This is a genomic window from Nocardioides sp. NPDC058538 (assembly GCF_042719275.1).
GTDB lineage: Bacteria > Actinomycetota > Actinomycetes > Propionibacteriales > Nocardioidaceae > Nocardioides.
In genome coordinates this window covers 20,591-33,602 of sequence record NZ_JBHXNY010000013.1, presented here as the reverse complement: position 1 = coordinate 33,602, position 13,012 = coordinate 20,591, and the positions used below count along the sequence as shown (strand labels likewise).

Sequence of the window (13,012 nt, the reverse complement as noted above, 5' to 3'; positions counted from 1 at the left end):
ACAGTCAACAGGGTGTTGCCCAAAGCTTCACGACAGATTGCGAGAAATCGTGCGGTTCACCGCGTCCTGGAAGCTCACCACGATGGCCTCGGTGGTCAGCTGTCGCAGACGCGGGAGCACCTCCTCGAGGTGCTCGGCCTCCTCCGCGGTGTGGTGGGTCCGCTTGAACGGGTCGATGACCTGGTCGCGAAGGATCGTGTTGAGCTCTGCGGCGAGATCCGCCATGAGGCGTGAGGTCGCTGCGTACGCGGCGGCGAGCGCGTCCCGGGGCAGCCCCAGCGCGATCAGCTCACGGCCGATCCTGGCCTGGATGTCGTCGGTCGGCTCGGTGGCCCAGGACGTGATCATGGCGCGCTGCATCGCGAGATCCTCCCGGGTGGTCTCGGCCGGGAGCCGGGCCAGATAACGCTCGATGGCCTGCAGGGTGAACCCGTGCTCCTGGAGCGCGGTGACCATGTCCAGGCGGGCGCGGTGCTCCGGCCCGTAGTAGGCGACCCGGCCGCGCCTGATCGCCGGCGGGATCAGCCCGAGGCTCGCGTAGTAGCGCGTCGTGCGCACCGACACTCCGGTGGCGGTCGACAGCTCATCGATCGTCATCAGCTCATCGGTCACCTCGGTCATAGCCAGGGACCGTAGACCAAAGTGTTGCTACTTCGCCAGTGTTACTGTCACAGTTGCTCCGTCGGTGGCCTGCGTCACAAGCGCGGGCACGATGAGCTCGACTGTCTATGAAGGAGTGCCATGCCCGAGAAGCCCACCATCTACGAGGCCGAACACGAGGACTTCCGCGCCACCGCGAAGGCCTTCTTCGAGAAGGAGGTCGTGCCCTTCCACGACCAGTGGGAGAAGGACGGCATCGTTCCCCGCGAGCTGTGGAAGAAGGCCGGCGACACCGGGCTGCTCTGCTTCGACGTCGACGAGGAGTACGGCGGCCCCGGCATCAAGGACTTCCGGTTCAACTCGGTCCTTCACGAGGAGATGGCGAAGATCGGCGCCAGCGGGCCCGGATTCTTCGTCCACACCGACATCATCGTCCCCTACATCTCGCACCTCGGCACCCCGGAGCAGAAGGCACGGTGGCTGCCGGGCTGCGTCTCCGGCGACATCATCACCGCCGTGGCGATGACCGAGCCGGGCGCGGGCTCCGACCTGCAGGGCGTACGCACCACCGCGGTCGACAAGGGGGACCACTACCTCCTCAACGGCTCGAAGACGTTCATCTCCAACGGCATCAACGCCGACCTCGTCATCGTGGTCGCCAAGACCAACCCCGAGGCCGGTGCCCACGGCATCTCGCTGCTCGTGGTCGAGCGCGGCATGGAGGGCTTCGAGCGCGGCCGCAACCTCGACAAGGTCGGCATGAAGGCGCAGGACACCGCCGAGCTCTCCTTCACCGACGTGGTCGTACCGAAGGAGAACCTGCTCGGCGAGGAGGGCTCCGGCTTCGTCTCGCTGATGACCCTGCTACCGCAGGAGCGCATCTCGGTCGCCTCGATCGCGGTCGCCGCGGTCGAGCAGGTCCTCGAGCTCTCCCTCGACTACGCCCGCACCCGCGAGGCCTTCGGCCGCCCCATCGGCCGCTTCCAGAACACCGCGTTCACGCTCGCCGAGATGGCCACCGAGGCCTACCTCGCCCGCCTGTTCCTCAACGACGCCGTCACCCAGCTCAACGCCGGCACCGCCGACACCGTCCTGGCCAGCATGGCGAAGTGGTGGACCACCGAGCTGCAGAAGAAGTTCGTCGACCAGGGCGTCCAGATCCACGGCGGCTACGGCTACATGATGGAATACCCGATCGCCAAGGCGTTCGTCGACAGCCGCATCCAGACCATCTACGGCGGCACCACCGAGGTTCAGAAGCTGATCATCAGCCGCCACCTCGGGCTGTAGTCAGGACAGCTCTTTGGAGCGTACGTAGGCGGCGCGGGTGGCCTCGAGGAAGGCCGCCCGCAAGCCGTTCTGCTCCAGCGCACCGAGCGCGGCGGCGGTCGTGCCGCCCGGGGAGGTGACCTGCTCGCGGAGGATCGCGGGATGGGTGCCGCTCTCGAGCAGCTTGGCGGAGCCGGTCAGCGTCTGGATGACGAGCGTCGTCGCGTCGTCCCTGGTCAGGCCCAGGTGGACGCCCGCCTCGATCCAGGCCTCGGCGACCATGAAGACGTACGCCGGGCCGGAGCCACTGACCGCGGTGACGGCGTCGATCTGCGACTCGGGGACCGTGACGACCTTGCCGACGGCACCCATCAGGTCAGCCGCCGCCTCGATGGCTTCCGGCTTCGCCTTCGCGCCACCGGCGACCGCGGACATGCCTTCGCCGACCAGAGCAGGCGTGTTGGGCATGACACGCACGACCGAGACGCCGTCCGGCACAGCCGGCTCCATCGCCGAAGTCGGAACACCAGCGGCCAGGGACACCACCGTGGCCCCCTGCCGCAGCGAGGATGCGATCGACTCCAGCACCGGCACGACGCCGTACGGCTTCACGCCCAGCACCACCACGTCGGCCTCGGCGACAGCCTCGGTGGCCGGCAGCGTACGGATGCCGTGCTTCTCGCGGAGCGCGGCCGCCTGATCCTCGCGCGCCTCCACGACGATGACGCTCTCCGGAGCGTGACCGGCCTCGAGAAGTCCGGCGAGGACAGCCCCACCCATGTTGCCTGCACCGATGATCGCGATGGTCATGCTCGCCAGTCTGTCAGAGCGGACGACCTGCGGAGATAAGGCCCCGAGCGGCCCGAGCAACTGCTAGGTTGTGATACCCACAACCGTATATATGCCGCTGGTCATCGGGAGGCCACATGCGCATCAGACGTACGTCCCTGCTTGCTGTGATCGCCCTCGCGGTGACCGTCGCGACGGTGGGTCCACCTGCCTCCGCGGGGAACGAGGACCAACGCCGGCTTCCCTCCCCCGAGTCCGAGGTCAACGTGACCGGCGAGCCGTTCACCGGGACCGCTCCGGACGGCACCGTGCAGGGGCTGGTCGACGCCCACAGCCACATGTTCATGCAGGACGGGATCGGTGGCGCGGCGGTCTGCGGGAAGGCCTGGTCGGCGGCAGGGATCGCAGACGCGCTCCAGGACTGCCCCTCCCACGGGATCGCCGGGGAGACCGCGCTGCTGGAGAACCTGACCCGCTCGGGCAGCCCGTTCGGGTTCCACGACACCACCGGCTGGCCGTCGTTCGCGGACTGGCCGGCCTACGACTCGCTGACCCACCAGCAGATGTACTACCGCTGGGTCGAGCGCGCCTGGCGCGGCGGACAACGGATCCTGGTGGTGCAGCTGACCAGCAACAAGGCGCTGTGCGCGATCAACCCCGGCACCCACCAGTCCTGCGACGAGATGACCGCGGTGCGGAGGCAGGCCAGGGATGCGTACGACACCCAAGCGTTCATCGACGCGCAGTACGGCGGCGAGGGTCGCGGGTGGTACCGGATCGTCACCGACGCCGAGCAGGCGCGCGAGGTGATCCAGGACGGCAAGCTCGCCGTCGTGCTCGGCGTGGAGACCTCCGAGCCGTTCGGCTGCTCCCAGAAGCTGCGGCTGCCCTCCTGCACGCGCGCCAACATCGACGCGGGGCTCGACGAGCTGAAGTCGCTCGGGGTCTCGTCGATGTTCCTGTGCCACAAGTTCGACAACGCGCTGTGCGGGGTCCGCTACGACGAGGGCACCACCGGGCTGCTGATCAACGCCGGCCAGTTCCTCACCACCGGGACGTTCTGGACGCCAAAGGCCTGCGACCCCGGCCAGCCGCACGACAACAACCCGCGCCTGGTCGACCGGCCCGCCGAGCTCGCCTGGCTGCCGCAGCCACCGATCTACCCGTCGGGAACCGTGTGCAACCCCCACGGCCTCTCGGCCCTCGGCGAATACGCCCTGCGCGGGCTGATCAAGCGCGGCATGATGGTCGAGGTCGACCACATGAGCGCCAAGGCCGCCGGCCGCGCCCTCGACATCCTCGAGGAGACCGACTACCCCGGTGCCCTCGCCAGCCACTCCTGGATGGACGAGCGCTACCTCGACCGGCTCTACGCCCTCGGCGGCTTCTCGACGATCTACGGCCATAGCACCGACCAGTTCCTGGCGGAGTACGCCCGTACCGCACCCGTCCGCGACCGCTACGACGCGGGCATCGGGTTCGGCTTCGACATGAACGGCTTCGGCGGCACGCCTGGCCCGGCGAAGACTCGCGTCACCTACCCGTTCCAGACCTTCGACGGCGGCTCCGTCGTCGACCGGCAGGTCACCGGCCAGCGGATCTGGGACTACAACACCGACGGCGTCGCCCACTACGGGATGATCCCCGACTACCTCGAGGACCTCCGCCTCACCGGCGGCCAGGACGTCATCGACGACATCGTCCGCGGCTCGGAGTCCTACCTGCGTACGTGGGCGGGGGCTCAGGCCGCCGCCTATTAGCCGCAGCTGCCATGAGGTCGGTGGGTTCAGTCGTCGTTTCTCGTACGTCTCAGCCAGCCGCCGCCGAACAGGGCCCAGACGACGAGCACGGGCTGGAAGAACAGCCGGATCAGCCGCTTGCTGTCTGTGTCGAGACCGAACGCGTCGACGCCTTCTACGTACTGCGCGATGTTGCCGGGGAAGATCGCCACGAAGAACGCGGCAAGCAGCGCTCCGACGAGACGTCGCTTACTCGGCAGCAGGACGAAGGCCAGCCCGAGCCCGATCTCGACGACGCCCGAGCCGACCACCGTCAGGTCCTCATCGACCGGGAACCAGTCGGGCACCTGCGCTCGGAACTCCTGTCGCTGGGTGGTCAGGTGCGCCACCCCGGCGCCCACCATGATCACGCCCAGCAGAATGCGCGCTGTAGTCCGCGCGGTCGAGGTCATCGCACCACTGTAGGAGAACGTGCAGAAGCCCGGCAGGCTCGACACCGCTGGTCGAGCCGCCGGAGCCCCTGGGCGGAGGCGTGTCGAGCGTTGTATCGAGCTTGTCGAGATGACCAACACAGTCCTATCGGCGCTCGATCGGAACCGTGTTGGTCTCGACACCGCTCGCTGGCGCTCGCGGGCTCGACCAGCGGCTAGAAGAGGTTCTCCACCAGCGGGGTCGGCGAGCCGAAGCGGTGAGCGGTGATCGACACGGCCTGCTCGCGCAGGAAGGTGAGCAGCTCGACCCGGCCGGCCTCGACGACGGGCTGGGCGTAGAGCGCGACGTCGACGCGGCCCTGGCTCGCCTCCGCGAAGGCCTCGCGCGACCCACCCAGGAGACGTACGCGGCTGGGCGCGTACGGCCCGGAGACGAACGACGCCCACGCGGCCGTGTCCTCGACGACGTACGTCGCACCGGTCGCGCGCACCAGCGAGGCGGTCTCGTCGTCGAGCGCCGTGGCGACGGACACCGTCACCGGAGCGCCCGCAGCCACACCGGCAGCGAGAACCCGCAGCAGGTGGGCGATCGCACCACCCTCGTACCGGATCGTCACCGGCACCGGCGAGTAGCGCAGCACGTTGACCTCGGCGGTCAGTCGCGAGACGTCCCGAGCGGCACCGAACTCGCGCTCCCAGGCGAGAGCATCCGAGCCAGCCCCACGCTTGAGCATGTCGAGCTCGTCCAGCTGCAGCCGCGCGGCCCAGTCGACGAGCGACCGCACGGCAGGAGCCGGTGTCGCGAGCTCGGTGGCGGGAGCCGGGACCCAGTCGCTGAGGCCGACCAGATAGTTGGGCCCGCCGGCCTTCGTCCCGGCGCCCACTGCGGACTTCTTCCAGCCGCCGAACGGCTGACGGCGCACGATCGCGCCGGTGATGCCGCGGTTGACGTAGGCGTTGCCGGCCTCGACGGAGTCGAGCCAGTGCGAGATCTCGGCGCGGTCGAGGCTGTGGATGCCGGCGGTGAGGCCGTAGTCCACCTCGTTCTGGATCTCGAGAGCCTCGTCGAGCGAGGAGGCCGAGATCAGGCCGAGGACGGGACCGAAGTACTCGGTCAGGTGGAACTCGGAGCCACGCTTGACGCCGGTCTTGACACCCGGCGACCAGAGCCGGCCGGTGTCGTCGAGCTGGCGCGGCTTCACGAGCCACGTCTCGCCCGGGGCGAGCGTCGTCAGCGCCTTGAGCAGCTTGCCGGAGGCGGGCTCGATGACCGGTCCGACCTGCACCGTCGGGTCCGTCGGATAACCCACGCGAAGCGAGGTCACCGCGTCGATCAGCTGGTCGCGGAAGCGGCGCGAGGTCGCGACCGAGCCGACCAGGATGCCCAGCGACGCAGCCGAGCACTTCTGTCCGGCGTGACCGAAGGCGGAGTAGACGAGGTCCTTGACGGCCAGATCGAGGTCGGCGTCCGGGGTGACCACCAGCGAGTTCTTGCCGGAGGTCTCGGCCAGCAGCGGCAGGTCCGGGCGGAACGAGCGGAAGAGCTCGGCCGTGTCGAACGCGCCGGTCAGCACCAGCCGGTCGACCAGCGGCGAGGCGATCAGCGCGCGACCGACCTCGTTCTCCGGCACGTGGACCAGTCGGAGCACCTCCTTCGGCACGCCCGCGGCCCACAGCGTCTCGACCAGCACCGAGCCGCAGCGCTGGGCCTGCGGAGCCGGCTTGATCACCACGGCCGACCCGGCCGCGAGCGCCGCCGCGACACCACCGGTCGGGATGGCGAGCGGGAAGTTCCACGGCGGGGTGACCAGGGTGAGGCGTACGGGTATCTGGCGCGCGCCGTCGACCGTGTCGATCTCCTCGGCCAGGCCTGCGTAGTAGTTGAGGAAGTCGATCGCCTCGGAGACCTCGGGGTCCCCCTGGTCGAGGGTCTTGCCGCACTCGGAGGCAGCGACCTCGAGCCACTCGGCCCGGCGCCGCTCGACCTCGACGGCGGCGGCCCGCAGCACGGCGGCCCGCTCGGCGCCGGTCTTGCGGCCCCAGTCGGCCTGGGCGCCGACGGCACCCTCGAGCACCGACTCGACAGCCTCCACCGAGGTCAGCGTGTGATCGGCGACCAGCTGGTCGCCCAGCGTCGAGGAGCCCACCCGGGCGATGATCGCCTTGCCCCACTCCCGGTTGCCCGGCAGGTGCGGGTCGGTGTCAGGGGCGTTCTCGAACAGGGTCTGGACGTCGTCCGCGACCGGGGAGCGCCGGTCCTGGGTCCGGTTCGGCGCCGGCACGGAGTCGTCGACAGCCGCGAGGGAGCGTACGAACCGCTCCTTCTCCCGCTTGTAGAGGGCCTCGGAGGAGTTGAGGTCGAAGACGGCCGACATGAAGTTATCGGTGCTCGCGCCCTCCTCGAGGCGACGCACGAGGTAGGCGATTGCGACGTCGAAGTCCTTCGGGTGCACGACCGGCACGTAGAGCAGCAGGCCGCCCACGGTCTCGCGGACCGCCTCGGCCTGGCCCTCGGCCATGCCCAGCAGCATCTCGAACTCGACCGAGTCGCGAACCCCACGCTGACCGGCCAGGATCCAGGCGTACGCCACATCGAACAGGTTGTGACCGGCGACGCCGACGCGCACGTTGGCCATCCGCTCGGGCGTCAGCGCCCAGGAGAGCACTCGCTTGTAGTTGGTGTCGGAGTCCTGCTTGGTCGACCAGGTCGCGACCGGCCAGCCGTGCAGCGACGCCTCGACGTGCTCCATCGGCAGGTTGGCGCCCTTGACCAGCCGCACCTTGATCGCCGCGCCCCCACGCGCACGGCGAGCAGCCGACCACTCCTGGAGCCGCATCATCGCCGACATGGCGTCGGGCAGGTAGGCCTGCAGGACGATGCCCGCCTCAAGATCGGCCAGCTCGGGCCGGTCGAGGAGGCGCGTGAAGACGTCGATGGTCATGTCGAGGTCGCGGTACTCCTCCATGTCCAGGTTGATGAACTTCTTCGTCCCGGCGGCGGAAGATGTCGCCGCGTAGGTGTAGAGCGGGAGGAGCCGCTCGACCACGTGGGTGACCGCTTCGTCGTACGCCCAGACCGCGTGCGGCGCGACCGGCGAGGAGACCTTCACCGAGACGTAGTCGACGTCGTCGCGCGCGAGCAGCTTGCGGATCCCGGCCAGGCGGCGGTCGGCCTCCTTCTGGCCGAGGACCGCCTCGCCGAGGAGGTTGATGTTGAGATTCACGCCGCGCTCGCGAATCCGCTCGATCTGCTTGCCGAGCCGGGCGTCGGAGGCGTCGATCAGCAGGTGCCCCACCATCTGCCGCAGCGCACGGCGCGCCACCGGAATGACGAACCACGGCGCGACCAGCGACATCAGCGCGCCGAGCTTCACGCCCAGCTTCAGGTGCCAGGGCAGGAACGAAGGTACGTTGCCGGCCAGCTCACGCAGGCTGGCCGCGGCCACGCGTACGTCCTCGGGCCGGATCACCCGGTCGACGAAGCCGACGGTGAAGTCGAGTCCGGCAGGGTCCTTGAGGACGTCGGCGAGGCGCTGCGCGGCCGGGGCGGCGGGCTTGGTCGAAGCCTTCGCCAGCCAGCCGCGAACGAGGTGGTCGACCTCGGAGATGAGCGCGTCATTGGTGGTCATAGAGCCGAGTATGCGACCAGAGTCACGTAAGATAAAGCGATGTTTCCTGGAGATCATTCGTAAGAAGAGCTGAAGGTTTAGATGCTGGACGTCCGCCGTCTCCGACTGCTCGCCGAGCTCGCCGCGCGCGGGACCCTCGCCGAGGTCGCCGAGGCCCTCCACCAGAGCCCGTCATCGGTCTCCCAGCAGCTCGGCCAGCTCGAGCGCGAGGTCGGGGTGCCGCTGCTGCGCAAGGCCGGCCGACGGGTCCAGCTCACCGCCGCCGCCGAGGTCCTCGTCGAGCACACGACCGAGATCCTGGCCCGGCTCGAGGCGGCCGAGGCCGCGGTCACCTCGCTCGGCGACGAGACCGCCGGCACCGTCCGGGTCGCCGTCTTCCAGTCCGTGGCTCTCGCCTACATGCCGCAGGCTCTCGCCGACCTGACCCGGCGCCATCCACGGCTGCGGGTCATGCTGTCCCAACGCGCGCCGGAGCAGGCGCTCAACGACCTCGCCCTGCGCGAGCTCGATCTGGTGGTCGCCGAGCACTATCCCGACCACGGCGCACCGCACTTCGACGGTCTCGACCGGCAGCCGCTGACCACCGACCGGCTCCGGCTCGCTCTCCCGCCCCGCGGTTCCGGGGCGATCTGGGACAACATCACCTCCCTCGCCGACGCCGGTTGTGTCCCGTGGGCGATGGAGCCGCCGGGCACGGCGTCGCGCCACTGGATCGAGGAGCAGTGCCGCCGGGCAGGCTTCGAGCCCGAGGTCCGCTACGAGACCGACGACGTCGAGGCTCACGTCGCGCTCGTGGAGTCAGGCAACGCCGTCGCGCTGCTCTCCGACCTGATGCGCGTACGCCACCGGACCGCCGTGCGGCTCATCGATCTGCCGGGGTCACCACGGCGTACGGTCTTCACCGCCACCCGGACCGCGATCGCCGACTCCCCGGGGATCATCGCCTGCCGTGCCGCGCTGGGTCGCGTCGTACCGGCGGACCTGACCCTGCCCGGCTGAGCTCGTTCAGTTGAGCTCGATCAGCCGAGGAGCTCCTCGAGCGGCTGGTCGTGGTCGATCGAGAGCCCGTACACCGTCGTGCGCGTGTCGATCATCGCCAGGACGGCCTCGGTGACGACCGAGGTCAGATGCTCGGCGTCGGGGATGCCCTCGCCGAGGTGGACCCAGCGGCGTACGGCACCGAAGACCATCCCGATCAGGCCGTAGATCAGCGGGTCGACGGCCTTCTTGTCGATCTCGGAGACCTCCACACCGGTCAGCTCGAACGCGGCCAGGATCAGCTCCTTGATCCGCTCCGCGATCCGGTCGAGGCCCTGCTGCAGCGGACCGGTGCCGTTCGGCGCGGTGTCGACATCGGCCACCTGGTGCAGGAGCGGGTGCTCGAGCGCCCAGTTGACGTACGCCCCCACGGTGCGGGAGATGATCTGCCGGATCGATCCGGTCAGCTCCATCGCCGGGAAGAGCTTGGCCCACAGGCCGTCGAGGATGTCGGCCTGGATGGCGAGGTCGAGCTCACGCCGGTCGGCGAAATGGCGGTAGACCACCGAGCGGGAGAGTCCCGCGGCCTGGCCGATCGCCTGCAGGCTGACGTTGACGCCCTCGGTCTCGATCAGACCGATCGCGGCATCGACGATGCGCTTTCGTCGGTCGTCGTTGTGACGCTTCCAGCGAACTGCCCTGCCATCCATGGTGAGACCATCGTAGTCCCACGTACTTCACGCCGGGACCGGAACGCTTGTCACAGTAATCACAAGCCGGCGCCACAGCGCCGGCCTGCGGGAGGGCTCAGGCGAACCGGATCAGCTGAACTTGAGGGCGCCGTCGGCGACCGGCGCCCCGAGCGCCTTCATGTCCACGAGATAGTTCTGCTTCGCGGTCCACGGCGCCCGGTCGCCGGCCTTCGGCATGAGCTCCAGCGAGCGCTGGATGTAACCGGAGGCCAGGTCCATGAACGGCCGCTCCTCGACGCTCGGGTCGCGGGTGACCGCGGCGACGTCGTAGCCGTTCTCCCCCATGAAGTCGAGCAGCCGGATCACGTAGTCGGTGACCAGGTCGGCCTTGAGCGTCCAGGAGGCGTTGGTGTAGCCGATGGTGTAGGCGAAGTTCGGGATCCCGGTGATCATCAGGCCCTTGTACGCCATCTGCTCGGGCAGGCTGACCGGCTCACCGTCGACGGTGTAGTCGAGGCCGCCGAAGAGCCTGAGGTTGAGGCCGGTGGCGGAGATGACGATGTCGGCCTCGAGCGTCTCGCCCGACTCGAGCTCGATGCCCTTCGGGACGAACGTCTTGATCCGGTCGGTCACCACCGCGGCGTACCCCTCGCGGATCGACTTCATCATGTCGCCGTCGGGGACGAAGCAGATGCGCTGGTCCCACGGGTTGTAGGGCGGGTTGAAGTGCTTGTCGACGTACGCGATCGCCTCGTCCTTGGTCATGCCAGGACGGCCGCCGCGGGCGGTGAGGCCGTTGATCCACTGGTCGCGGATCACCTTCTTGACGACGCCGGGAGCCCGTCTGGCGATCTGGTAGGTGCCGACGGTGAGGGCGATGTTCTCCCAGCGAACGGCCTCGTGGCCGACCTTCTCGCGTACGCGCTTGAAGGGGAGCTTGCCGAGCAGCTTGAACGGCGCAGTCTTCAACAGCGAGGCGATCGCGTCCTGACCCGGGCGCGAGAGGATGTACGTCGGGGTGCGCTGCAGCATCGTCACCTTCTCGGCTCTACCCTCGCCCGCCAGGTTGGGCAGGAGGGTGACGGCGGTCGCGCCGGAGCCGATGATGACGACCTTCTTGCCCGCGTAGTCGAGGTCCTCGGGCCAGTGCTGCGGGTGGACGAAGGTGCCCTCATAGTCGTCGAGACCGGCGAACTCCGGCTGGTAGCCGTTGGCGTAGTCGTAGTAGCCCGAGCAGTTCCACAGGAAGCGGGCGGTGATCTCGGTCGGGCCGTCGGAGGTCTCCACGGAGACCGTCCACTGCTTGTCCTCGGTGCTCCACGCGGCACCGGTGACCTTGTGGCCGTAGTGGATCAGCTTGTCGACGCCGTAGTCCTTCGCCGTCTGGCGCAGGTAGTCACGGATCTGGTGACCGTCGGCGAGGGCCTGCGCGCTCTCCCACGGCCGCCACTTGAAGGCGAAGGTGAACATGTCGGAGTCGGACCGGATGCCCGGATAGCGGAAGAGGTCCCAGGTGCCGCCACTGGCATCACGCTGCTCGAGGATCGCGAGCGTCTTTCCAGGAAGGCGCTCACGGAGCTGTGCGGCCGCTCCGATGCCGGAGACGCCGGCACCGATGATCAGTACGTCGACATGCATGTGGGCCAGGTTACCCGGGAGTACGTGTTTGCGACACCCTGTCCCGCAAACTTTTGCAAGCAATCTGGATCTCCACCGCTGACCAACGGCACGCAAACAATCACCACCTCGGCACCACAACCGTGCTTGTAGTCACTACGCTGCGATCTGCAGCCGTGGGGGCGGCGAAGCATCCACGGCGATTTCGGGGTCACTCACCCATCGCTTTCGGTGGCTGAGGCTGCATGCGGACCGCATCGTGCGGTCAATCGGTCTTCGAAAGGTTTTCGAGTGTTGAGTTTCGTACGCGCCGGCGCGGTTGTCGCGGGCGTTGCCCTTGCCGGTCTCGCAGCGACCCCGGCGTTCGCCACGGGCGACCACGGTGACCCGGCCGGCAACAACGGCACCGTCAAGATCATCAAGCACGGCAACATCGACGAGGTCCCCAACAACGAGCCGCACGTCGGCTGCGCGCTCGACGTGGAGTGGTACGGCTTCGACGAGGGCATCGACATCGTCTCCACGATCAGCTTCGAGCTGCACTCGCCGACCGACGCCGGCGAGCTGACCGTCGACGGTCCGCGCTCGGTCTCCGTCGGCGCGGATGCCGCCAGCGGTGCCGGCACCGACGACGGGCTCGACGGTCGCGAGACCTACACCCTGTCCGCCACCGGCCTCGCCCACCCGAAGCAGGGCTTCCACGCGAAGGTCACCATCCACACCCCGGGCAGCCAGGGCAACGACACCAAGACCAAGGTCTTCTGGTTCAAGGACTGCGCCGTAGAGGAGCCGTCCACGTCGCCGTCCCCGTCCGAGTCCCCCTCGGAGTCCCCCTCTGAGACCCCGTCCGAGGAGCCCTCCGAGACGCCGACCGAGGCCACCCCGGTCTCCGACGAGACCGAGCCCGCTGACGAGGAGTCCTCCGAGGCGCCGGTCACCGACTCCGACGTCCCGACCAACATCGACGCCGGCCTCGCCGGTGAGAGCGACTCCGCCGTACCCGCGATGTGGCCGCTGCTGGCCATGCTCGCCGGCGCCGCCGCTGCCGGCACCGCGCTCGTCGTGGTCCTGCGTCGCCGCGCTGCCGCTCTGGTCCACCAGGACTGAGCCAACCCGCGTCACCTGGAACGGCGCGGCGTAGGACCTTCGGGTCGTACGCCGCGCCGTTTCTTGTTGGCGACTGTGTTGGTCTCGACACCGGCTCGCTGGCGCTCGCCGGGCTCGACCGACGAGACAACCGCTGGTCGAGCCGCCGGAGCCGCTAGGCG

10 protein-coding genes are annotated in these 13,012 nt (G+C 68.9%); 4 read left to right on the top strand and 6 right to left on the bottom strand.

Annotated elements, in window-relative coordinates; all coding sequences use genetic code 11:
- Positions 1-27: 27 nt before the first annotated feature.
- Positions 28-621: a MerR family transcriptional regulator gene (locus ACFWQC_RS13940; RefSeq protein ID WP_378678604.1), complete on the bottom strand. Its 594-nt coding sequence runs from the start codon at positions 619-621 to the stop codon at positions 28-30.
- Positions 622-741: 120 nt separating this feature from the next.
- On the opposite strand from ACFWQC_RS13940, the gene ACFWQC_RS13935 reads away from it, so the two are divergent.
- Positions 742-1,890 (top strand): acyl-CoA dehydrogenase family protein, encoded by a 1,149-nt coding sequence (locus tag ACFWQC_RS13935; RefSeq protein ID WP_378678602.1) that lies wholly within the window; start codon positions 742-744, stop codon positions 1,888-1,890.
- Here the strand turns inward: ACFWQC_RS13935 and proC are convergent, their stop codons facing one another.
- Complete coding sequence (gene proC, locus ACFWQC_RS13930; RefSeq protein ID WP_378678599.1) at positions 1,891-2,679, bottom strand: pyrroline-5-carboxylate reductase; 789 nt, start codon at positions 2,677-2,679, stop codon at positions 1,891-1,893.
- A 116-nt stretch (positions 2,680-2,795) separates the two neighbouring features.
- Between proC and ACFWQC_RS13925 the strand changes: the two genes are divergently transcribed.
- A complete protein-coding gene (locus ACFWQC_RS13925; RefSeq protein ID WP_378678596.1) occupies positions 2,796-4,418 on the top strand; it encodes a Coagulation factor 5/8 type domain-containing protein in 1,623 nt (540 codons plus the stop codon).
- Between the two features lie 26 nt (positions 4,419-4,444).
- On the opposite strand, the gene ACFWQC_RS13920 is transcribed toward ACFWQC_RS13925, so the two are convergent.
- Both ACFWQC_RS13920 and ACFWQC_RS13915 read right to left on the bottom strand, forming a co-directional pair.
- A complete protein-coding gene (locus ACFWQC_RS13920; RefSeq protein ID WP_378678593.1) occupies positions 4,445-4,849 on the bottom strand; it encodes a hypothetical protein in 405 nt (134 codons plus the stop codon).
- Between the two features lie 194 nt (positions 4,850-5,043).
- The gene (locus ACFWQC_RS13915; RefSeq protein ID WP_378678591.1) at positions 5,044-8,457 is read right to left on the bottom strand and encodes a bifunctional proline dehydrogenase/L-glutamate gamma-semialdehyde dehydrogenase; all 3,414 of its coding nucleotides are present in this window, start codon (positions 8,455-8,457) and stop codon (positions 5,044-5,046) included.
- Positions 8,458-8,538: 81 nt separating this feature from the next.
- On the opposite strand from ACFWQC_RS13915, the gene ACFWQC_RS13910 reads away from it, so the two are divergent.
- Positions 8,539-9,456, top strand: a complete 918-nt coding sequence (locus ACFWQC_RS13910; protein WP_378678588.1) for a LysR family transcriptional regulator — start codon at positions 8,539-8,541, stop codon at positions 9,454-9,456.
- A gap of 20 nt (positions 9,457-9,476) precedes the next feature.
- On the opposite strand, the gene ACFWQC_RS13905 is transcribed toward ACFWQC_RS13910, so the two are convergent.
- Positions 9,477-10,145 (bottom strand): TetR/AcrR family transcriptional regulator, encoded by a 669-nt coding sequence (locus ACFWQC_RS13905; RefSeq protein ID WP_378678585.1) that lies wholly within the window; start codon positions 10,143-10,145, stop codon positions 9,477-9,479.
- A 111-nt stretch (positions 10,146-10,256) separates the two neighbouring features.
- On the bottom strand, positions 10,257-11,765 hold the full coding sequence (locus tag ACFWQC_RS13900) for a flavin-containing monooxygenase (protein ID WP_378678582.1): 1,509 nt from the start codon (positions 11,763-11,765) through the stop codon (positions 10,257-10,259).
- A gap of 273 nt (positions 11,766-12,038) precedes the next feature.
- Here ACFWQC_RS13900 and ACFWQC_RS13895 point away from each other — a divergent pair, with 273 nt between their 5' ends.
- A complete protein-coding gene (locus tag ACFWQC_RS13895) occupies positions 12,039-12,851 on the top strand; it encodes a hypothetical protein (protein ID WP_378678579.1) in 813 nt (270 codons plus the stop codon).
- Positions 12,852-13,012: the final 161 nt, after the last annotated feature.

Coding starts and splice junctions, on each gene's coding strand:
- ACFWQC_RS13940 (WP_378678604.1), bottom strand. CDS start 621: ATGACCGAGGTGACCGATGAGCTGATGACGATCGATGAGCTGTCGACC.
- ACFWQC_RS13935 (WP_378678602.1), top strand. CDS start 742: ATGCCCGAGAAGCCCACCATCTACGAGGCCGAACACGAGGACTTCCGC.
- proC (WP_378678599.1), bottom strand. CDS start 2,679: ATGACCATCGCGATCATCGGTGCAGGCAACATGGGTGGGGCTGTCCTC.
- ACFWQC_RS13925 (WP_378678596.1), top strand. CDS start 2,796: ATGCGCATCAGACGTACGTCCCTGCTTGCTGTGATCGCCCTCGCGGTG.
- ACFWQC_RS13920 (WP_378678593.1), bottom strand. CDS start 4,849: ATGACCTCGACCGCGCGGACTACAGCGCGCATTCTGCTGGGCGTGATC.
- ACFWQC_RS13915 (WP_378678591.1), bottom strand. CDS start 8,457: ATGACCACCAATGACGCGCTCATCTCCGAGGTCGACCACCTCGTTCGC.
- ACFWQC_RS13910 (WP_378678588.1), top strand. CDS start 8,539: ATGCTGGACGTCCGCCGTCTCCGACTGCTCGCCGAGCTCGCCGCGCGC.
- ACFWQC_RS13905 (WP_378678585.1), bottom strand. CDS start 10,145: ATGGATGGCAGGGCAGTTCGCTGGAAGCGTCACAACGACGACCGACGA.
- ACFWQC_RS13900 (WP_378678582.1), bottom strand. CDS start 11,765: ATGCATGTCGACGTACTGATCATCGGTGCCGGCGTCTCCGGCATCGGA.